Source organism: Bacillus sp. FSL K6-1145 (assembly GCF_038003425.1).
In the GTDB taxonomy this organism is placed as follows: domain Bacteria; phylum Bacillota; class Bacilli; order Bacillales; family Bacillaceae; genus Bacillus; species Bacillus pumilus.
In genome coordinates, this window is the sequence record NZ_JBBOPC010000001.1 from 3,586,352 (window position 1) to 3,606,048 (window position 19,697).

19 protein-coding genes and 1 riboswitch are annotated in these 19,697 nt (G+C 40.1%); of the genes, 10 read left to right on the top strand and 9 right to left on the bottom strand.

Annotated features, from left to right (window positions below):
* Positions 1 to 174 precede the first annotated feature (174 nt).
* The gene (locus MHH41_RS18220) at positions 175 to 1,053 is read right to left on the bottom strand and encodes a hypothetical protein (RefSeq protein ID WP_340866634.1); all 879 of its coding nucleotides are present in this window, start codon (positions 1,051 to 1,053) and stop codon (positions 175 to 177) included.
* A 175-nt stretch (positions 1,054 to 1,228) separates the two neighbouring features.
* On the opposite strand from MHH41_RS18220, the gene MHH41_RS18225 reads away from it, so the two are divergent.
* Entirely contained in the window at positions 1,229 to 1,780 is a 552-nt protein-coding gene (locus MHH41_RS18225; protein ID WP_113387516.1) for a PadR family transcriptional regulator, read from the top strand.
* 4 nt (positions 1,781 to 1,784) lie between these two features.
* Positions 1,785 to 2,267: a DUF4188 domain-containing protein gene (locus MHH41_RS18230; RefSeq protein WP_212045756.1), complete on the top strand. Its 483-nt coding sequence runs from the start codon at positions 1,785 to 1,787 to the stop codon at positions 2,265 to 2,267.
* 11 nt (positions 2,268 to 2,278) lie between these two features.
* Here the strand turns inward: MHH41_RS18230 and MHH41_RS18235 are convergent, their stop codons facing one another.
* Complete coding sequence (locus tag MHH41_RS18235; RefSeq protein WP_003214959.1) at positions 2,279 to 2,902, bottom strand: NUDIX hydrolase; 624 nt, start codon at positions 2,900 to 2,902, stop codon at positions 2,279 to 2,281.
* A gap of 171 nt (positions 2,903 to 3,073) precedes the next feature.
* Between MHH41_RS18235 and MHH41_RS18240 the strand changes: the two genes are divergently transcribed.
* A complete protein-coding gene (locus tag MHH41_RS18240) occupies positions 3,074 to 3,280 on the top strand; it encodes a helix-turn-helix transcriptional regulator (protein WP_003215336.1) in 207 nt (68 codons plus the stop codon).
* On the top strand, positions 3,277 to 3,957 hold the full coding sequence (locus MHH41_RS18245; RefSeq protein ID WP_340866635.1) for a DUF3169 family protein: 681 nt from the start codon (positions 3,277 to 3,279) through the stop codon (positions 3,955 to 3,957). Before MHH41_RS18240 ends, MHH41_RS18245 begins: the two co-directional genes overlap by 4 nt.
* A 46-nt stretch (positions 3,958 to 4,003) precedes the next feature.
* Here the strand turns inward: MHH41_RS18245 and MHH41_RS18250 are convergent, their stop codons facing one another.
* Positions 4,004 to 5,350 (bottom strand): amino acid permease, encoded by a 1,347-nt coding sequence (locus MHH41_RS18250; RefSeq protein WP_050944619.1) that lies wholly within the window; start codon positions 5,348 to 5,350, stop codon positions 4,004 to 4,006.
* A gap of 162 nt (positions 5,351 to 5,512) precedes the next feature.
* Positions 5,513 to 5,592: riboswitch (glycine riboswitch) on the bottom strand.
* A 264-nt stretch (positions 5,593 to 5,856) separates the two neighbouring features.
* Between MHH41_RS18250 and MHH41_RS18255 the strand changes: the two genes are divergently transcribed.
* The 3 genes from MHH41_RS18255 to MHH41_RS18265 all read left to right on the top strand — a co-directional run bounded on the left by MHH41_RS18255 (position 5,857) and on the right by MHH41_RS18265 (position 9,418).
* The gene (locus MHH41_RS18255) at positions 5,857 to 6,876 is read left to right on the top strand and encodes a LacI family DNA-binding transcriptional regulator (RefSeq protein WP_335365689.1); all 1,020 of its coding nucleotides are present in this window, start codon (positions 5,857 to 5,859) and stop codon (positions 6,874 to 6,876) included.
* A 439-nt stretch (positions 6,877 to 7,315) separates the two neighbouring features.
* On the top strand, positions 7,316 to 8,497 hold the full coding sequence (locus MHH41_RS18260) for an MFS transporter (protein WP_340866636.1): 1,182 nt from the start codon (positions 7,316 to 7,318) through the stop codon (positions 8,495 to 8,497).
* Positions 8,498 to 8,515: 18 nt separating this feature from the next.
* Positions 8,516 to 9,418 (top strand): shikimate 5-dehydrogenase, encoded by a 903-nt coding sequence (locus MHH41_RS18265; protein ID WP_003215382.1) that lies wholly within the window; start codon positions 8,516 to 8,518, stop codon positions 9,416 to 9,418.
* A gap of 242 nt (positions 9,419 to 9,660) precedes the next feature.
* Here the strand turns inward: MHH41_RS18265 and MHH41_RS18270 are convergent, their stop codons facing one another.
* The 4 genes from MHH41_RS18270 to MHH41_RS18285 form a co-directional block, all read right to left on the bottom strand.
* The gene (locus tag MHH41_RS18270; protein WP_003214696.1) at positions 9,661 to 10,854 is read right to left on the bottom strand and encodes an MFS transporter; all 1,194 of its coding nucleotides are present in this window, start codon (positions 10,852 to 10,854) and stop codon (positions 9,661 to 9,663) included.
* 877 nt (positions 10,855 to 11,731) lie between these two features.
* Positions 11,732 to 12,325, bottom strand: coding sequence for a DUF2247 family protein (locus MHH41_RS18275; RefSeq protein ID WP_223254333.1), 594 nt, complete (start codon positions 12,323 to 12,325; stop codon positions 11,732 to 11,734).
* Between the two features lie 115 nt (positions 12,326 to 12,440).
* Positions 12,441 to 13,841, bottom strand: coding sequence for a ribonuclease YeeF family protein (locus MHH41_RS18280; protein ID WP_445661616.1), 1,401 nt, complete (start codon positions 13,839 to 13,841; stop codon positions 12,441 to 12,443).
* 204 nt (positions 13,842 to 14,045) lie between these two features.
* The gene (locus tag MHH41_RS18285; RefSeq protein WP_340866637.1) at positions 14,046 to 15,281 is read right to left on the bottom strand and encodes a TerD family protein; all 1,236 of its coding nucleotides are present in this window, start codon (positions 15,279 to 15,281) and stop codon (positions 14,046 to 14,048) included.
* Between the two features lie 141 nt (positions 15,282 to 15,422).
* On the opposite strand from MHH41_RS18285, the gene MHH41_RS18290 reads away from it, so the two are divergent.
* On the top strand, positions 15,423 to 15,584 hold the full coding sequence (locus MHH41_RS18290) for a hypothetical protein (RefSeq protein ID WP_095117969.1): 162 nt from the start codon (positions 15,423 to 15,425) through the stop codon (positions 15,582 to 15,584).
* Between the two features lie 53 nt (positions 15,585 to 15,637).
* Here the strand turns inward: MHH41_RS18290 and bglA are convergent, their stop codons facing one another.
* Positions 15,638 to 17,077: a 6-phospho-beta-glucosidase BglA gene (gene bglA, locus MHH41_RS18295; RefSeq protein WP_226805393.1), complete on the bottom strand. Its 1,440-nt coding sequence runs from the start codon at positions 17,075 to 17,077 to the stop codon at positions 15,638 to 15,640.
* Between the two features lie 185 nt (positions 17,078 to 17,262).
* On the opposite strand from bglA, the gene MHH41_RS18300 reads away from it, so the two are divergent.
* Positions 17,263 to 17,973: a GntR family transcriptional regulator gene (locus MHH41_RS18300; RefSeq protein ID WP_113767949.1), complete on the top strand. Its 711-nt coding sequence runs from the start codon at positions 17,263 to 17,265 to the stop codon at positions 17,971 to 17,973.
* 42 nt (positions 17,974 to 18,015) lie between these two features.
* Here the strand turns inward: MHH41_RS18300 and MHH41_RS18305 are convergent, their stop codons facing one another.
* Positions 18,016 to 18,579, bottom strand: a complete 564-nt coding sequence (locus tag MHH41_RS18305) for an Imm64 family immunity protein (protein ID WP_340866638.1) — start codon at positions 18,577 to 18,579, stop codon at positions 18,016 to 18,018.
* A 200-nt stretch (positions 18,580 to 18,779) separates the two neighbouring features.
* On the opposite strand from MHH41_RS18305, the gene MHH41_RS18310 reads away from it, so the two are divergent.
* Positions 18,780 to 19,676, top strand: a complete 897-nt coding sequence (locus tag MHH41_RS18310; protein WP_050944629.1) for a PhzF family phenazine biosynthesis protein — start codon at positions 18,780 to 18,782, stop codon at positions 19,674 to 19,676.
* Positions 19,677 to 19,697 lie beyond the last annotated feature (21 nt).

Genomic DNA, 19,697 nt, shown 5'->3' on the forward strand with positions numbered 1-19,697 from the left:
CGTCAACATTTATTTTTTTGAAATTTATTAAGGTCTATATACCTAAATTGATTTTCTTTAATTTAATTAAAACAACCTTTCTCGCTTGTTTATACATCGATATCCTTTTATCATCAATAAGAACTATCTCCATGATAAAAAACCAGATAAGTTTACTCATCTGGTTTCCACCATCTATTTTTTTCTTTCTTCCGCCTGCTTTTTGAAAGCATTCGCTTGTTTTTGATATTCCTTTTTCGTGACCGCTTTTAACTCTACGGTACCGCCTGTCATTTTAAATGGAAGTTTGATTGATTTTACATCTCGATCAGTGGAACCTTGAATGATTCCATCTTCAATTGAGGGCTCATAGCCCATAAAAAAATTTCTTCCATCCGTCTCACCCGAAACTTCTAATCTCATTTCTTTATAAGGCTTACACTCTTTTTCAGGAACAGTTGTTATTAGAAGGGAGCCGGTCCATCCAAGCTCAATATGCATCGTTTTCACCTGTAAAAATAGTTGTTTGTCCTTTGCCGTATAGAGAAAACCATAGATCTTCGCCACTTTCTCCTTGAAGTTTCTCATACTATCATAAAACCTATTTTCCGCGGTATCGAATAGATAATCATATCGTTTTTGAATATCTTTATGATATTTATCTAGCTTTCTTTGATTGATTGCCTTATAAATCGTGCTTTTCTTTTCGCCTTGTTTTTTCACTGAAAGGTCTTTACCTGAAAAATGAACTTCGTATACGATCGTTTCTTTACCTTGTGTGACTTTGAATTCATACCCGTTTTCTTTTGAACTGCCGGATAAGACAAATTGTTTTTTATAGATATGCGGATCCCATCTCAGTTCTTCTACATACTTTTCATTCAAATGCCCCATTACTTTCCCTTTACTCTCAGATACCTTAAACCAGCTCATTCTATCTTTTGTTTTATACGCAAATGCATAGGAATGGTTCAATGAATTTTTTTGTGCAATTGCTTGATATGCTGTCCAGCTGCCTCCACCAATGACTAGCACTGTTAGGATAGACACGATCCACATTTTCAATTTGCTCATACGTACCTCCTCTGTTAACATGTGTATTTTTTCTCCATTATCATGTCAAAACACAATGAACAAAATCTGTTATCTCTTCACCTCCTTTATAAAATTTCAAAACCTGCTTGTACTTTCCACTGAATATCAATTATTATATATCTAAATGATATATCTTTTAGATAGGTGTGCTGATATGAAAAAATACAATGATACGACGTATGCGATTTTAGGTATTTTAACGACAGATTGTAAGTCTGGTTACGAAGTGAAGCAATTAATTGATAAGAGCTTGCATCATTTTTGGAAAATTAGTTATGGACAAATTTATCCAGCTTTAAAGTTAATAGTCGAGGAAGGTCTTGCTGAGGTTTCACCCGCTTCTACGTCTGGCCGCTCCGACAAGCGGGAATATCATCTGACTGAAAAAGGGCTGGAGACGTTAAGAGAGTGGCTGGCAAAGCCTCTCGATCAGTTACCAACGGAACGAAATGAAGTGTTATTAAAGTTATTCTTCGGTCAATATCTTTCGATTGAGAAAAAGCTGGTACTGCTACAGGATTATGAAAGGCAGCTTCGTATCCGTTATGAGACCTATGTTTCGATTGAAGAAAACATTCAAGAGCTTTATCCAGATGAAGCAGATGCGAAGTATTGGCTGTTTACTTTAGATTACGGAAAAAGAGTGGCTCAAGCAGGAATTGATTGGTGCGTGGAAACATCCCACTTGATGAAGAAGGAAGGGTAAATGAATGAAAAAAGAGATACGTGCTGGCAGATTTACAACAGAGAATTCTGACTCGATTGTTGTGTTTATTATCGGCATGCGGATCAACAAACGCTGGGCGGTTCATCAATGGATGCCTGTGTTCATGGCGATGCCTGGCATGATCAAAGAGCTGTATACCCATCAAGATGAGCTTGGTTTCCTCGGAACAGAGAATTACTTTGGCTTACGTACGACAGCGATGATCCAATATTGGAAATCAACAGATGACCTTCTGGCTTATGCGAAGATGGAAAAACATTTGGCAGCTTGGAAGAACTTTCATCAGAGGGCTCAGAACAATGACGCAGTGGGTATTTATCATGAAACCTATCAAATTCAAGCCGGCTCGTATGAATCTGTCTATGTGAATATGCCTTCTTATGGATTGAGCCAAGCGAGAGCGCCTATTCCAATTGGTAAAGGAAAACAAACAGCGAAAGAACGGCTGAAAACAACAAATTCCTAGAGAGCGAATCTCTAGGAATTTCTTTTTGCAACGGTCACAAAATGTTTTAATATGCGGGCTGTTAATCCCCAAATGGTGTAGTTTTCATAATCATAAAACCATTCCTCTATCGAACGGCTTCCCCAGCGGTACTTCTCACCATTCATGATTTTTTCATAAGGGAAATCCTCAGCAGGAGTTGGCTGAACGGATACATGATGTAGGTACGGCTCATATTGACTTAGCCATGATAGAGGCACAGTAAAAGTCTCTTCTACTTCTTCTTGATTGAAGGAGTGTTTCACTTTTTGTTCATCAATGATCCCGACATATGGGTAGACCACGAAGGATGGAGACGCAATGTAAGGACTAAGCTGTCCAAGAATCTCCACCGATTCTGGCGGAATGCCCAGCTCTTCATGTGTTTCTCGCAATGCAGCTTCCTGTGCTGTTTCGCTGCCGTCGAGTTTGCCACCTGGGAAGCTAATATCTCCCGGCTGTTTTCTCATGATGAGCGATCGCACCTCAAATAAAATATGCCATTCTCCGTTTACTTGCACCAAAGGGACAAGGACTGCAGCTTTGAACGCTGTTTCTTCTCCAATAAATAACGGTTGAGATTGATGTAAGTCATTTTTTAATTGGTCAATGAACACGGGCATCACCTATTTTCTGTTTCTCTTTCTTTTAGCGTATCATGGTTCACCTTTTGAAGAAAGATGATCTTATCTGACAATTATTTTTATCAAATTGACAACTTTACTTGTCAATTTGAATAACATGTTTTACAATCAAAGAAAGATTCAGATCAAAATTGAGGTGACAGAATGAAAAATCGGCTAAAAGAGCTTCGTGCACGTGATGGTTTGAACCAAACTGAGCTTGCCAAGCGTGCAAAGGTTTCTCGTCAGACCATCAGCTTAATGGAACGCGATGAATTAATGCCGTCTCTCTTGCTCGCTGTTAAGCTTTCACGAATTTTTCAGGAACCCATTGAACGTATTTTTCTATTCGAGGAGGATGAACTATCATGAAAACTGTATACAAACTGCTCTCAGGTGCTCTCCTTGGCTTTCTCGGCGCTTACTGTCTGCTGGCTGCCGAATTTGAAATGACACTTCTTGATATTGCATTCGAAGCGACACTTGTCATCAGTGGATTGACGATTGTATTGATTGTTTATTGTTTTTCAGGGATTTCACGTATGAAGAAAAGAGTATCACTTTCGGTATCTGGAGATGAAGAGGATGAACTCGAAGTAAAACAGTATCGCACCTTTACTGATTCTACTTTAGCCAATACGGTGAGTACCATTTTATCCATAATTGCCACCGGTATGGCTATCGTTACCGAACAGCCTATTTGGCTGATTCTCGTCAATGTTGCTTTATTTATCGTCACCATTATCAGTTCTTATGTAGCGATATCCGTTCTACAACTTGTCTACCCTAATCGCAATCTCCCAAGCCCGTCTGACAAAGATTATAGTAAAAAGCTGCTCGCTATTTCTGACGAAGGTGAAAAGCATGTGATGCTTGGCGGACTGTTTCACACGTATCAAATGATGAACATCTTATTGACCAGTGCCATGTTTATTCTGATTGTGTATTCCCTTGGAGCCAATCACTCTCAACTCTTCTCAATCATCGTGATTGGACTTGTTTTAATCATTTTGAATGCAAATTATATGTTCAGGATTAGAAATCGTTAAATGAACAAAAGCACAGCCTACTGCAAAGGCTGTGCTTTTCTGTCAGTTATGATGCACGGCGTTTCTTTCGTGCATAAATCAATAATAAGAAACCAAACCAAACCGGTGTTAACAAGAGCGCCGGGCGTGTTGCATCCGCAAACAGCATGATCACAAGAATGGCAGCAAAAAGGACAAGAACACAAATGTTTACAAAAGGTGTGAACGGTGCTTTAAAAGTAGATGCTGCATGCAGTTCAGGCTTTGTTTTTTTATATTTCAAATGGCAAATTAAAATAATACTCCATACCCAAATGAAACAAATGGCACTGATGGTTGTGACAATACCAAAGGCTTGTTCCGGAATTAACTTGCTTAAGAGAGCACCGACCGATACCACAATTGTTGAAACGAATAGTGCATTACTTGGAACAGCGTGCTTATTCAGACGTCCAAAGGAAGATGGGCCCTGTTTTTGATGACTGAGATTATACAAAATTCGGCTCGTCGAGAACATACCGCTATTACAAGCCGAAGCCGCAGACGTCAAGACAACAAAATTAATGAGTCCCGCTGCTACTGGAATTCCAATCAGCCCAAAGGTTTTTACAAAAGGACTTTCTGATGCACTGAGCTCAGTCCATGGGTTGATACATAGTAAGACAAAAATGGCGCCCACATAGAAAAATAGAATTCTTAATGGAATTTTATTAATCGCAGACGGGATGTTTTTTTGCGGATTGGCTGTTTCTGCCGCGGACACACCGACCAGTTCCACTCCCACATACGCAAAGATGACCATTTGGAATGACAGTAAGAAGCCTGTGACACCATGAGGGAATAATCCGCCGTGTGACCAAAGATTCGTTACCGTCACAGGCCCTGTATCTGTTTGAAAACCAATGATTAAAAGGACAATTCCAACGCCGATCAATAATAGAATCGTAATCACTTTAATGAGTGCGAACCAAAATTCCATTTCTCCGAAAAGCTTCACCGTTAATAAATTAAATCCTAGTAAAATCAACAAACAAATGATGGCAGGAATCCATTGCGGGATATCAAACCAATACTGCACATACACTCCGACAGCAATAACATCCGCCATCGCGGTCATAATCCAGCAAAACCAATACGTCCATCCTGTCACAAAGGATGCCCACGGACCAAGGTAATCCTCTGCAATATCGGTTAATGACTGATAGCCTGTCTTCGATAAGAGCAGTTCACCAAGTGCCCTCATGACAAAAAAGATCGCCATCCCGACAATTAAATAAGCAAAAATGATCGATGGACCTGCCAATTGAATGGCCTTTCCAGAGCCTAAAAACAGCCCAGTCCCAATGGTTCCACCAATTGCAATCAACTGAACATGGCGGTTTGATAAATCTCGTTTCAATTCTTGTTGTTCCAATGCTAACGCCCTCCTACGACACGATCTTATACTGAAATAATGAACTCTCAAAAAGTCCATAAAAAAAGAGATTGGATGCGCTCCAATCTCTCGGTCATAAAAGAATAGCAAAATAGCGAAAAGCAATACACGGCGTCATCCATGCATTACAAATACAATATTTCGTACTCTTCTGTCCTTTTGCCTGAGATTGTGAACCCTTCGGCGCCGCACATTCATGCGGTCTCTCCAGAAGCTGCTCCTGCCATAGTGTGACCCACAGCAATCATAGCCTTCGTTATTTAATTAAAATGTTGCTATTTCTGAATAATTTCATATTTTACGCCTCTAAAAGAAAGCTGTCAATGGAAATCTTTTATGATTGACGGTGGTAGCCATATAACTTCACTTCATCAATCCCTCTTGATTCATGTATAATAAATCAAAAGATGTTCGGCTCGTTTGCTGGAGAAATCCCTCTTGATCAAGAACAAAGTTAGGAAATCCATGGAAGTTGGTGAAAACAAATGAAAAAAATGAACAAACAGCGTGTCACATTACAGGAAGTTGCCAAGCATGCCGGTGTTTCGACTTCAACGGCATCACTTGTTGTTCGAAATAATCCTAGAATCTCTGAAGCCACTCGAAAAAAAGTACTGCAATCCATGGAGGACTTAGGATACGTATACGACCGCGTTGCTGCCAACATGCGGTCAAAAAGCTCAAATATCGTTGGTGTGATTGTCACGGATATTTCTAACACCTTTATTTCTGAGTTTTTAATTGGCGTGCAAACCACGCTTGAATCACTGGGCTATACTGTTTTACTTGGTACGACCTTTGACAGTGTCGATAAACAGGAGCGGCTCATTTCCACAATGGTAGAGCACCGAGTGGGCGGGATTATTTTAAACCCAGCTTCAAAAAGCTCTGCACGAACGGTCAAACAATTAAATCAAATTCGCACCCCAAAAGTACTGGCAAATCGTGAATTATCAGATGTGCAATGTGACTATGTCGGCGTTGATTATGAACAAGGTGCTTGGATGGCGCTTCATCATCTTCTTCAAAAGGGGCATCGGCGTATCGCCTTCTTAGGCGGCATCAAGACCTCATCGACTTGGATTGAGCGGATGAAAGGTTTCAAAAAAGCCCATGACGAAGAAAATCTGATGATTGATGATTCTCTTATTATTGACATAGAACCTACTCGTGAAGGCGGGAAAGAAGCGCTTGCCCGAGTGATTGATCAGCCTGAACCCCCTACTGCTATTTTTTGTTTTAGTGATCTAGTCGCATTTGGGGTCATTCAAGAACTATCAGCTCGTGACATTAAGCCTGGTGAAGATATCGATGTGGTTGGATTCGATAATGTTCCTGAAGCGGAGATGTACCATCCGCCGCTCACCACTGTTTCCTCCTTCCCCCGATCCATCGGGGTAAAAGCAGCGAACCTTTTATATCATAAAATGAACGAGCAGGATGAAGAGCTGCAGAGATTGATATTAAAGCCTCAACTTCATATTAGAGAAACCGCTCCCTCATGATGAAAAAGAGAATTGCATGCAGCAATTCTCTTTTTTATTGATCAAGTCAACCATTTCTTTATTTCATTTTTATTTTTTTAAATCACAAAGTCATAAACTTGACACATTTAAAACACAGGAGTATATTTATCTCGTTGCTTCTTTTAGTATATCGTTATACCTATTTCAGAGTATCGTTTTTTTAATCAACATCAGTTAAAAGTGGAATTTTCTGATTCTGATCAAATTATGAAGATTCACTTTCTTATCAATTCTATTTTTATTTTTAGGTTTTAGTAGAACGATGTACTTAATTGAAAAACAGATGAATATTCATTATTTTTTTCATCAATTGCACAAGGGGTGTTGTGATGGGCATCATATTATTTACTTTTAAGGAAATAACAAAGGGTGTACAAAGAATTTGACCCTAAAGGGTTTCAAATATAGGAGTGGGAACATGAAAAATCCTTATATTAAATCGTCTGTTGGCATGTATTTAAACTACTTCATGCTCGGCATGATCAATATTATTGTAGCTTCCAACATGGACAGCTTATCTGAACGCTATCATGTGGATATTCCGAAAATCAGCTTGCTTGTATCGGCGATCGGAATTGGTAAACTGGTTGCTCTCTTTTTCTCAGGCCGGTTAGCCGACCGCTGGGGACGTAAGCCTGTCATTATTACAGGAAACTTTCTTTACTTATTATTCTTAATCGGTATTCCAACGACAACGAATTATACACTAGCATTTATCTTTGCGATTTCTGCTGGGATTGCAAACTCGTTACTTGATTCGGGAACATATCCTGCTTTGACAGAATCGTTTCCTAAAAAGGCAAGTTCAGCTTCTGTTTTAGTGAAGGCGTCCGTTTCAATTGGAGCGACTGTTCTTCCATTTATCCTGGCATTCCTTATTGCACATGACATCTTCTGGGGCTGGGCGTTCTTTGGACTAGGGCTTCTTTATTTACTTGTTGGGATTTACTTAATCTTTATGCCGTTCCCGAACCATAAGCAAGTCTCTTCACAAGGTGACCTTCCAGTACAGGAACAAATGAAGGAAGAACCTAAAATGCTTGGTGAAGGCTTAGCTGTTGTACTCATGGGGTTCACGTCGACTGCATTGTTTGTCGTATGGCAGACATGGCTTCCGCAGCTCGGGTTAAAATTAATCGGACTTGGCACAGAACAAGCCACACAGCTTCTATCTTATTTTAGTATCGGTGCACTGGTGTCTGTTCTCTTGCTGTCGATCGTCTTAGATAAATTCATTTCACCTATTATGGTGGCAATTATTTATCCAATTGGAGCATTCCTTGCGATGCTTTCATTATTTCAAATCGAAACATACAGCATTGTGATTGTCAGCACCTTTTTCTTAGGGCTATTTACAGCGGGAATCTTCCAGCTGGCGATGAGTATCATGATGAAACTATTCCCGACAAACAAAGCAACGGCTTCATCCTACGTCAACATTGCGGCAAGCTCCGCGTTTATTCTCGTGCCGCTCATTACAAGTGGGTTGGTCAGCACGTACGATATTAAAATGACGTTATTTTTCGATATGATCATTGCGGTTATGAGCGTATTGCTAGCGGTCTTTGTTCTTGGACGCATGAAAAAATTATTTAGATAATTAAAGGAGATGTCAATCATGACAAACATACATGAACGAAATATTGATGGGAAAACAAAATTAGTCGGTCTTCTTGCTACACCAATCGGGCACAGCCTTTCACCACGGATGCATAACCTTGGCTATACACTAACAGGGATCAACTATGCTTACCTCGCATTTGAAGTAGGGAATGATGAACTAGAAGCAGCCGTATATGGTATGAAAGCAATGGGTGCTGCTGGATTTAACGTCTCTATGCCGAACAAAATGAAAGTATTGGATTACTTAGATGAACTAGACGATTCTGCAAGATACACACGTGCAAGCAACACCGTTGTGAACAAGGATGGCAAGCTGATTGGCTACAACACAGATGGTCTTGGCTACGTGAGAAACTTGATTGAGCATGGCGTTGAATTAGCTGGACAAAAGGTCACACTCGTTGGCTCAGGCGGTGCCGCTACTCCGATTGCGATTCAGCTTGCACAATCTGGTATTCGTGAAATTAGTATTTTTGCTCGTAATGATCAATATTTTGTTCAAGCTGAAGAAAATGTGACGTACATCAACGAAGAAATGAAATCATTTGGTGTCAAAGCGAACATTTTCCCACTTGAAGACAAAGACGCGTTCCGCCGTGAAGTAGCAGAAAGTGCAATCTTAGCAAACGGGACAAGCCTTGGCATGAAACCACTAGATCAGCTCAGCATCATCGATGATACGCTTGATGTTCTGCGTGAAGATTTAATCGTGACAGATGTCGTATACAATCCGCAAAAAACAAAGCTCCTTGCTCAAGCACAGGAAGCTGGCGCCAAAACCATTAACGGTCTTGGCATGATGCTATGGCAAGGTGCACTTGCTTACAAACTCTTTACTGGTGAAGATATGCCAGTTGATCAAGTGAAACAAATTCTTTTTGAAAATGACCGTTTCTAATACAAAAGAAAGACGACTTCCTAAGCGGAGGTCGTCTTAAATTATTGACAAAGGGCTAAAATGATCTTCATTTTAGCCCTTTGTCTTCTTTTCAGCGTGATAGAAAACCTTTGCAGTCTAGGAAGGGCGAGCACAGGAGCGGAGCGAATTTGACATTCGTGAGCACCGGAGCACAGCCCTGACAAAGAATGCGAGGGTTTGTCTACACGCTGAGACGACTTCCGGCGGAGGTCGTCTTTTTTTTAATCATGTACCATGATTTGGCGGTATCGATACAGGATATACAGTGCGCCGATAATGGCCGCAACAGCCACCACTGCATCGAACATAAAGATTTGTAAAATGGACAAGTGACTCTGAATTAAACCTGTTACGACCGGAATGACGATAGCCGACACACCGCCCGCTGTGGAGATAATTCCTGTCATCGTCCCTTTGTTTTTCCAGAAGAATTCAGCCATCACAGTTAACGTCAGCTGAAAAACTCCTGCTGTTGAAAATCCCAATACAAAAGCATTGACTGTTCCGATGACTGGGGATTTCACGACCAAGAGCACACAAATAGAAACAAGCGTAATGATTGGATAGATCAGCAGCACAGTGACCGGACGGACAAAACGGCGCAACAGAAATGCGAGCATCACGACAGACAGCAGCCCGCCCATGCTATAGTAACTGAGCAGTTTCACAGCACTGCCCGATGTCATCCCCAATATGGCCTCACCGTAAGTAGGAAGCCAAATTTGCGGCAACGCATATAGCCCATTTGACGTAAAGCTGATCACAATGAGTGCGATCCCTTCTCTCCAAAATGTAGGCTCTGTCGAGAAGCGCGGAAGTCCGTCATGCTCCGTTACCTGGACTTGCTCCACCTTGCGATGATTCGGAAATGGCAAGGTCCACAGCATCAAGACATTCACAAGATAGATCAGAGCAGGAACAAAAAATGCTATTCCATAAAACAAATCATGCTCTGCTAAAAAGAAAATCGCCAATGGCAAGATGGTTGCCCCAATTGATATAAAGGCCTTCACCATCACATTCGCAGATCCCGAGTTTTGCGGAAAAGCCTCCATTAATGCAGGATACGTCCCTGCATCCATCGCTGAATTCGCGACCCCTGCCAAAATCGCAAACGCAAACGCGATTTGGTAATTTGGAGACAACGGAATTCCGATGAGGAACACCGCCATCAGCACACCCGAAACCAAAATGACCGGCTTTCGCCCAAAACGATCTGACAGCACGCCCGATAAACCATACGTGAGTACCCTGCCAATGCCAAGCGCCGAAATCATATAACTAATTCCTGCACTATTGGTATCTAACTGTTTGATTAAAAATGGCATATTGGAAGCCAATATAATATTGACCATCCCTAATAAAAAATAATTGATATAAAGACTAGAAGCCGTTCTCACATACGGATTCCTCATCCTGACACACCCCTCAACACCATCGCAATGAAGTGATAAATAATGGTTACGCTTATAAGATCTCATATGTGAGGAAGAACAGCTTTGCAGCCTTCACGTTCATACATCTCATCATGTCATGCAGCTCACCGCTTACATGCCCTTCATGTATCAAGCATTTCTTCAATTTTTCACTGCTCTTATTTTATATGAATGTGAAAGGTAATGATAGTGAATTGCTTAAATTTGAGAGAAAATCATCGATCAAGCGTATGACTCCATCGTTAGAAAAAAAGAGTGGCTCATTCCACTCCCTAAAAGATGTGTCAATTCTATTCATCGTTAATTATTATACCCCCCAAATACTTAGCTCATAATAATATTCCCTTTCCATCTTGTATTTATCAGATACATCCTTCATTAGATAATCAATTAATTTATATATATGCTTCTTTAAGCATAAATCGGAACAAATATTAAAAACCTTTAAGTTGAAAATTGTGTATAGCACATCATAAAACAATTTGGGGTGTTTTTGTATGAAAAAGGAGTGAGTTATTCGATCAATGTAAAAGAAGAGACCGTTCGATTGAAGTTGCAGGGATTCATTAAAAAATAGGGATTATGAATAGTACACAAGTGGAAATATGGACAAATGGTATCTTAATGGGGAACAGCATTGCTTTCATCAATTGAAATGAACCAACTAGTCATCGAAAAAATTTCGACAACTGGCTGTTTCATAAAGTATCACATCATCTAAAAAGCAATATCCATTAATACTATATACACTTAGCTGTTTAAGTCCATTTACTTTTTGCTCTAACCACTTATAGTAGTTTGTAACTTCTTGTTCGAATTCAAGTTTTATTTTCATTAGGCACCTTTTAATCAGTAGTTACATTTGCTCAAATTGAACAAATGCTTTTTCTTTTTGTAAAAACTCCTCAAAAAGAGATGCTAATCTATTTATATTCTCTTCTTTTGAATACAACAACGGATTATAACCATCTGAAGGAGGCATATAATGAATAAACGGTTCCATATCCTCAGGATAACCAAAATCTGCGTATACTTCAGAAAGTTCATCCAACAACTCTTCAGTTGAATTCTTATTTATTTCTTTTAAGTGAGAAGTTATACCATATCTCCATTTCCTTTTTTCAATGTCCCATTGGCTGGATTCTTCTTCTATCAAATCATTATATAATTCTACCAATACCATTTGAAGTTTTCTATAATCTTCATCTGGGTCGCCAGCTCCCCAAGCTAATTCTAGGATTAAAGAATTTTCACATTCAATATGATTAGATAAATATTCCACAGCATACTTGCTTATTTCTTTATATGAAATCAAATCTAGCCTAATTCCTACATATATAGTTTTCCAATCATAATGAATATTATAAGTTTTTAAGACCTCTATAGAACTTTTCATTTTTTCTTCATTCCTATCTTTTAGGATTTTGATTAGGTAATCCTGTAATTTCACCTTCTGGAATAAACCTTCTATGAGTAACCCCCTTATTGGGATCGACAATCCACTCAAAAATACCATTATGATCTTTTACCGAAAACACTTTTTCAATTATACGTAAATCTTTATTCTAAACATCCTTGTAACTATAGTATTTCATTCCACCTTCTATTTGATATAACTTAACCTTTGTTTTATCACCACCAACCAAATCAAACTCTTTAGCCAGTGGTGTGTAATTGTCAATTATATCATTGAAGCCATGTTGACCATCTGGGTTTTTCAACGCACTTCCGACCCTTTTATTATCTATTACCGGATGTTCTATTTTATCTCCTTTAATCCCCATCTTCCCATGAAACCCTTTCGCCCCAAACGGCAAAAGCATTCCCAGCGCCGCATTCATACTCGCTTCCTGCTGTTCTTTCGAGACCTTATTTCCAAACATGTCTCTACCTGTAATCGCTTCGCTGAAGCCGTTGGTGGCGGTAAGACCATATAAGCCTTTTTGAGATGTTTTTAAGGCGTCAAAGGATTTTTGCGATGTCTTGTAAATATCGACTGCTCTGACTGCGGCTGATGTGGCTTGAGTTGTTTTATAGACGGCTTTACCACCTTTGAAAATACGACCTGCCCATCCGACGATTGGGATATAACCTGCTGCTGCCATACCGCCTGCTGCGACGCGCTGTCCTGCGGTGAGCTCTTCACCTGTGATCGGGTCAACACCTGTAGCGGCGCGTTTTGCATCGTTCACGCCAGTCAGTTCATTGACGATATTTCCGCCATAATCAAGTGCTTTTTCATACCAAGGACGGTTGGCGAGTGCTTCTTGTTCCTTTGCGATCTCGCGTGCTTCTTCTTGTTCTTTTTTGATTTTCAGATATTCAGAAGTTTGCTTCTCAATATCGCTTTTTGCCTTGTAGATTTCACTATTTTGATACGCTTTCTTGTCAAAATTCATAGGCGAAATGGCTTTTCCGTCATTTGTGGCATTCATCATTTCCGTATACAATGCCATTGTAGCTTGCTGCTCCATTTCTGACAAAGCATATTCATCTTTTAAATTTTGATCAAGCTCTCTTAGGTCTTTCACTGTCTTTTTTCGCTCGTCTTCCGCATCTGCAATTTTTTCATCAAAGGTTTGACTATCAAATACTTCTAGAGAAATGAGGTCGTCGATGTCTTGAAAAATCGTTTTAAGCGCCTTTTTTTGATCCTTCACAATGCTTTTGGCATTTTTGATGCCCATATGTACAGCGTTGTCTAAAAAGTGTTCTTCTACGAAGGTTTCGCCGCCAAAACTCGTATCATCAAGTGTCCCAGAAACACCTTCATGAAAGGCTTTTTGCTTATCAATGAAGCTGATAAACATATCTACATTTCCAGCCAGTTCTTTATAAAAGCTTTTAATGTTATCGGCACCTTTTCCAGTGAAATCATCACCGAGGTTAGCCACGCCTTGAAGTGCCTTTTTTAAATCTACCATTTGTTCACGGAGTTCCTGGTAGTGTTTTGCCCTTGCATCCATGGCACTTGTTAGTGCTTTTGCATCAAGTATCTTGCCCAGAAGAAGTCACTCCCTCCATTATTGATCATAAAGTCTATTTTACCGTGTCCACCAAAACGGAAAAATAGGTTAATTGACATAAAAAACGGAATAGACTCTCTATTTAACGGGCTAAATAAAATAAGCTAGACAAAGCACTTTGCTCTGTCTAGCCATACATCCGTTTTATTTATAATCATTGACAGGTCCTTTATCCATCAATACCTCAATTTCATTAGAAGACTTCATTTTTAATTTAGGTCTCCGCTCAGAGTTTGGTTTGCTATAAAGCTCAAGTGGGCGGATAATCACACCATCATTTGTATTTTGAAGCATACCTGGCACACAAGAATAAATACGATCATTGTCATTGGCATGTTTGGAATGAATCGTCACAGACGTTCCTTGATGATTATCGATACTCATAGATACTCTATATCTATAAAAAGAACCTGTCCCGTTTGATTGAGCAGAATAAACAACCGGAACGACAGCAAGGATATCATCATTTAACCGTAGTTTAATAACTTCTGTTTTCATTGATTCATGGTCTCTACCGACATCTCCCATATGCTCAACAGCTCCGTTGCCGTAACTTTTGAGAGCAGAAATTCCTTTCGCACCAAACATAGCCACATCTACTTGCTTTCCTGACTTTGTGTAGACCAATGCATAAATATCATAATCGGTGCCGGATTCCCAAGATACTGTCGCTGTGATCTCAGGCGTTTTCTCTATTATGATCGGTTTATGACCTTTGTCTAGACTAATTTCACCTTGAACTTTTTCTAAACTGATAGGTGCAACAACTTTCTCTTTAGTCATTGTCTTCGTTTGAGCAGGGCCATCAATTGATTGTTTTTCAGGAGCCAATTGAGGTGTAGAAATATCCTGTTCATCAGGTTCAACCTCCACACCATAAAGCTTGCATAGCCCTTCCAGTCCAGAATCGAAACCTCGCCAGATTGATCGTGCTTTCGTATCACCATTTCTTATATACAGCTCTACCACGACAATGCCCTTTTCATTTGTAAAGTTTACTGGTGTTAGATAAAACACCTCGTCACCTGTTCGAATTTCTGCTTGCAAATGCTTCACTTGAGAAAAGCCCGTTCCTTGATCTTCTGTTAATGTAATAGCCATCTTTGTGATTCCAGCAGGCACTTTGCTCATATCAAAATTCAATGGATGCCTTTTCAATTGACCTGATACCTCCGCTGGTAAAAGTGCCGCTGCACCCGAAGCACTCTCTGGTTGATTGTAAAAAATAATGCCATGATCTCCTTCAACCTGATCCGAATCTGTTAAAAGAAACGCCGTTAAAGAAATATCAATTTCAGATGACACTTCATAGCTGATGGATACCTGTCCCTTTGGAGAGTTTAGTACGGTATTGGCTCCCATTTGCAAAGTGTGATTCATTACAACAACTCCTATTCTTCATCTACCATTTAACGTTTTTATAGATCAATTATACCAAATCATGTAATGAAACCTATTCATATCTTTATCTCTTTTCAACCTCTGCTGCGATACCTAAAAACAAACCACTCTCGAAACAATGTGTATAAAAGAATCATTCCTGCTATTATGGTGATATTCGGCCTTTGGATCCTTCTTCAAATATCCTTGAACATTAAGATCTTTCACAACTCAATGAACTATTTTATCGCCATAACCCTCTTTTTTCTTTGTATTCAGGCATTAATAAAACTTAAACGATGAAAAACCCGAACAAGCATATACCACGCTCACCCGGGCTTCTATTTTTTCCTTTATTACACTTCTTCACCATTCGTGGCAATGACGTTTTGGTACCAAGTAAACGAATCTTTTTTGAGTCTCTTCATTGAGCCGTTGCCTTCGTTGTCGCGGTCAACGTAGATCATGCCGTAGCGTTTTTTCATTTCACCTGTTGTGAATGACACGATGTCAATGATCCCCCAAGGTGTGTAGCCAATCAGGTCAACACCGTCGTATTCGATGGCTTTTGTCAGCGCTTCGATATGAGAAGCGAGATATTGAATTCGTTCTGGATCATGAATGGAACCGTCTTCCTCCACTTGATCTATAGCACCAAACCCATTTTCAACAATGAAGAGCGGGATTTGATAGCGATCGTAAAAACGATTCAACGTATATCTTAAGCCTGTCGGGTCAATGGACCAGCCCCAGTCGCTTGATTTGATATAAGGATTGTCTACACCATGCGGAAGGGCTCCGTTGACAATGTCTCCGTCGTTATCAGACACTGCATCACTTTTAACTGTTGTCGACATGTAGTAGCTAAAACCAAGATAATCTACTTTTCCTTTTCTTAAGCTTTCTTCATCGCCTTCTTCAAACGGAATATGATAGCCTTCGCGTTCGAATTCTTTAAGTGCATAGCTCGGATAGTAGCCCCGAACTTGTACATCAGGGAAGAAATAGCGTTGTCTCATATATTCTTCAGCAAGCATGACATCCTCTGGATTTGAGGAATACGGATAGATTGGTACGTGAGATACCATTGCACCAATTTGAAAAGCAGGATTGATTTCTTTGCCTTTTGCTACTGCCCATGCACTTGCTAGTAACTCATGATGTCCTGCTTGATACATGATTTCTTTGGCATTTTCGCCTTCTTTGACTGATACCCCTGAGTTTGTCCATAGGAACAGCGGGTTGTTGACATCCATTTTGTTATTGATTTCATTAAATGTCATCCAGTATGTGACTTTGTCCTTGTAACGATTGAAGCACACTTCAGCGAATTTCGCGAAGTATTCAGCGACTTTTCGGCTTCGGAATCCGCCGTATTCTCTTGCCAAATGAAGCGGCATCTCAAAGTGAGACAGTGTAATCACAGGCTCGATGCCATGCTTGAGCAGTTCATCAAATACATCATCATAGAATTGTAAACCAGCTTCATTCGGTTCTGCTTCATCTCCCTTTGGGAAAATTCGGCTCCAGCCGATGGATGTACGAAGGCATTTTAACCCCATTTCGGCAAACATCGCGATATCTTCCTTGTAACGATGGTAGAAATCGATTGCTTCATGGTTCGGATAAAATTTGCTGTCTTCTATCGTCTCCGTCATTTGTCTCGGTACTCCGTGGGCACCAGCTGTCATTACATCCACAACACTTGGGCCTTTTCCTGCTTCATTCCATCCACCTTCGAATTGATGTGCAGCTAATGCCCCGCCCCATAGAAAATCTTTTGGTAATGTCATTATATATTCCTCCTATTTCACAATTGTGATCATGACGTCCGTTGGCTGTATCACCACTAGTATATGTACATTATAATTATACCGTTACAATTTATCAATACATATATAATTTTAATCAACATATCAAAGAAAAATCGGTATGTGCTATAATCAAAGAAAATAAATCGTGAAAACAAAGAGGAATGGCTATGTTAAAGTATCAACAAATTGCGAGCGATATTGAAAAATATATTGTCACCCATGAGCTGCAGCAAGGGGACAAGCTTCCTGTACTTGAAACCCTCATGAGCCAATTTGCTGTGAGCAAAAGCACCATTATCAAATCATTAGACCTACTCGAAAGAAAAGGAATTATCTATCAAGTGAGGGGCAGCGGCATCTTTGTTCGAAGACACAGACGCAAGGGCTACATCAGCCTTTTATCCAACCAAGGGTTTAAAAAAGATTTAGAGGAATTTCAACTGACTTCAGAGGTTTTAATGCTAGACACCATCAAACCGCCTGAAGAAGCAGCGCTTAATTTGAATATTGAACAAGATGAGGATGTTTTTTACCTCAAACGCATCCGTTACATCAATGGACAAACCTTATGTCTAGAAGAATCCTATTACCGAAAAACCATCATTCCCTATCTCAACACAGAAATTGCCGCTGATTCTGTTTTTAAATTCATCAGTGAAGGCCTTGGGCTCAAAGTCGGCTTTTCCGATATGTACTTGCAAGTAGGCAAACTGAATGAAACCGAAGCAAAACACCTCGGCCTTAACCAAGACGATCCCGCTCTCCGCGTCGAAACCGTCTTTCATCTCACAAACGGCCAGCCTTTCGATTTCTCGAAAATCACATATAACTACATGCAATCCCAATTTTTTATTCAGGCGAATAATTATTATGGGTGATGGATGGAAAAAGCCTCCTGAATCAGGAGGCTTTTTTACGATTTACCTTTCAAGCTTTACACATTCCCTCCTTCTTTCTTGAGAAGAAATGCCGTCAATCGCCACATCACCATAATAAATGTCTATATGATCTCCTTTGCCAATTAGAGCAACCGGAAAAGCATGCTGTTCTTGCAGGCACTTTTCGAATTCATCTGGATGAATCTCTACTTCAATTTCATGTCCAGTTAAAGCATATTCAAACGTCAGCGTATGATAAAGATCCACAAGACAGCGTTTGATCCCCTGTTGAAGACGAATGACATCATGAGAAACAACCTCTGTCCACTTTAAAGAGATAACGAACCCTACGTAACCTGCTTCTTTTTGTATGTTGATGGTCATATCATTTAGCTTCGATCCCGACAATACAAACTCCATATAATAACCATCAAAGACATCGTCTTTGATGGTATTTTCTTTTATTCTGTGTTCAATCCACATTTCGCCATCAGGATCCTGACTAAACTTTACTTTGGTAATAGACATTTCTTTTTGAGCTAGATAATCAGACAATTGGCGAAAAGTATTTGGTAAATGAATGGCCTCATAAAAAACGATTCCCATATTGATGTATCCACCCATAGCTATCATGCATCCCTCGCTTTATTTTTTCTTTCATTATACTTTACTCAAACCTGTATTCTGAGAAAACTCATCCCCTTACATGAAAACTTCCGATTTAAAGTATCAAAAAGATTCATTTTACGAATGCATTGAACAAACTTATGATAAACGTAACAAGAGTGTATAGGAGGATTCATTATATGAGAGACATTAGGGTGTACCATGTCGATGCATTTACAACTGAGAAATTTGGAGGAAATGCTGCTGGGGTCGTGTTGGATGGTGATCTTTTAACGGAGGATGAGATGCAGAATATCGCCAAGGAGTTGAATTTACCGGAATCTGTCTTCTTGCTGCCTGCACATGATAAAGAAGCTGATTATCGGGTCAAATACTTCACACCGACGGAAGAGGTTAATTTCTGCGGGCATGCGACTGTTGGATTGACTTGGCTTTTGGCGACGGAGCTTGGGCTGGCAAAAGAGAAAACAGGGGTCGTGTTAGAAACGAAGATTGGCAATGTTCCTGTTGTATGGCACGAAGAAAATGACAAGGTCGTTGATGTAGAAATGACGCAGGTGACACCGAAGACGCGAGATTTTGTCATCGATTTAGAAGAGCTGAGTGACATGCTTGGTGTCAGCAGTGACCGCATTGATCCATCTTATCCTATCAAATTAGCAAACACCGGAAACTGGCATCTTCTCGTTCCGATGAAGCACCAACAGGACATTGACCAAACGGCACCGAACTTAGCCGCTTTAGGGAAAATGAATAAAGAACAAAATATCACGACGACTCACCTTTATTCATTTCACACCACAAAAGAGGTTGATCTTTACACGAGGGATTTTGCACCTGGGATCGGTATACCCGAAGATCCGGTGACGGGGGCAGCAAACGGAGCATTGGCTGGCTATCTTTATTTGGAAGGTATCATTTCTCAGCAAGAAACCACTCTCCTGCACATTGCCCAAGGGGATGCCATCGGCAGACCTGGCATCCTTCGTATCACGGTCATTCCGAATGAATCAAAGCCTGAGATCAAAGTGGCAGGCGCGGCGGTTATCACTATTCGCGGTGTGTTGACCTTATAAACCATCAGCTTGAATGGGAGG

What these genes read in the sequence shown, in the direction of transcription:
- MHH41_RS18220 (WP_340866634.1), bottom strand. Translation starts at nt 1,053, where the DNA reads ATGAGCAAATTGAAAATGTGGATCGTGTCTATCCTAACAGTGCTAGTC.
- MHH41_RS18225 (WP_113387516.1), top strand. Translation starts at nt 1,229, where the DNA reads ATGAAAAAATACAATGATACGACGTATGCGATTTTAGGTATTTTAACG.
- MHH41_RS18230 (WP_212045756.1), top strand. Translation starts at nt 1,785, where the DNA reads ATGAAAAAAGAGATACGTGCTGGCAGATTTACAACAGAGAATTCTGAC.
- MHH41_RS18240 (WP_003215336.1), top strand. Translation starts at nt 3,074, where the DNA reads ATGAAAAATCGGCTAAAAGAGCTTCGTGCACGTGATGGTTTGAACCAA.
- MHH41_RS18245 (WP_340866635.1), top strand. Translation starts at nt 3,277, where the DNA reads ATGAAAACTGTATACAAACTGCTCTCAGGTGCTCTCCTTGGCTTTCTC.
- MHH41_RS18255 (WP_335365689.1), top strand. Translation starts at nt 5,857, where the DNA reads ATGAAAAAAATGAACAAACAGCGTGTCACATTACAGGAAGTTGCCAAG.
- MHH41_RS18260 (WP_340866636.1), top strand. Translation starts at nt 7,316, where the DNA reads ATGAAAAATCCTTATATTAAATCGTCTGTTGGCATGTATTTAAACTAC.
- MHH41_RS18265 (WP_003215382.1), top strand. Translation starts at nt 8,516, where the DNA reads ATGACAAACATACATGAACGAAATATTGATGGGAAAACAAAATTAGTC.
- MHH41_RS18270 (WP_003214696.1), bottom strand. Translation starts at nt 10,854, where the DNA reads ATGAGGAATCCGTATGTGAGAACGGCTTCTAGTCTTTATATCAATTAT.
- MHH41_RS18280 (WP_445661616.1), bottom strand. Translation starts at nt 13,841, where the DNA reads ATGGATGCAAGGGCAAAACACTACCAGGAACTCCGTGAACAAATGGTA.
- MHH41_RS18285 (WP_340866637.1), bottom strand. Translation starts at nt 15,281, where the DNA reads ATGAATCACACTTTGCAAATGGGAGCCAATACCGTACTAAACTCTCCA.
- MHH41_RS18300 (WP_113767949.1), top strand. Translation starts at nt 17,263, where the DNA reads ATGTTAAAGTATCAACAAATTGCGAGCGATATTGAAAAATATATTGTC.
- MHH41_RS18305 (WP_340866638.1), bottom strand. Translation starts at nt 18,579, where the DNA reads ATGGGAATCGTTTTTTATGAGGCCATTCATTTACCAAATACTTTTCGC.
- MHH41_RS18310 (WP_050944629.1), top strand. Translation starts at nt 18,780, where the DNA reads ATGAGAGACATTAGGGTGTACCATGTCGATGCATTTACAACTGAGAAA.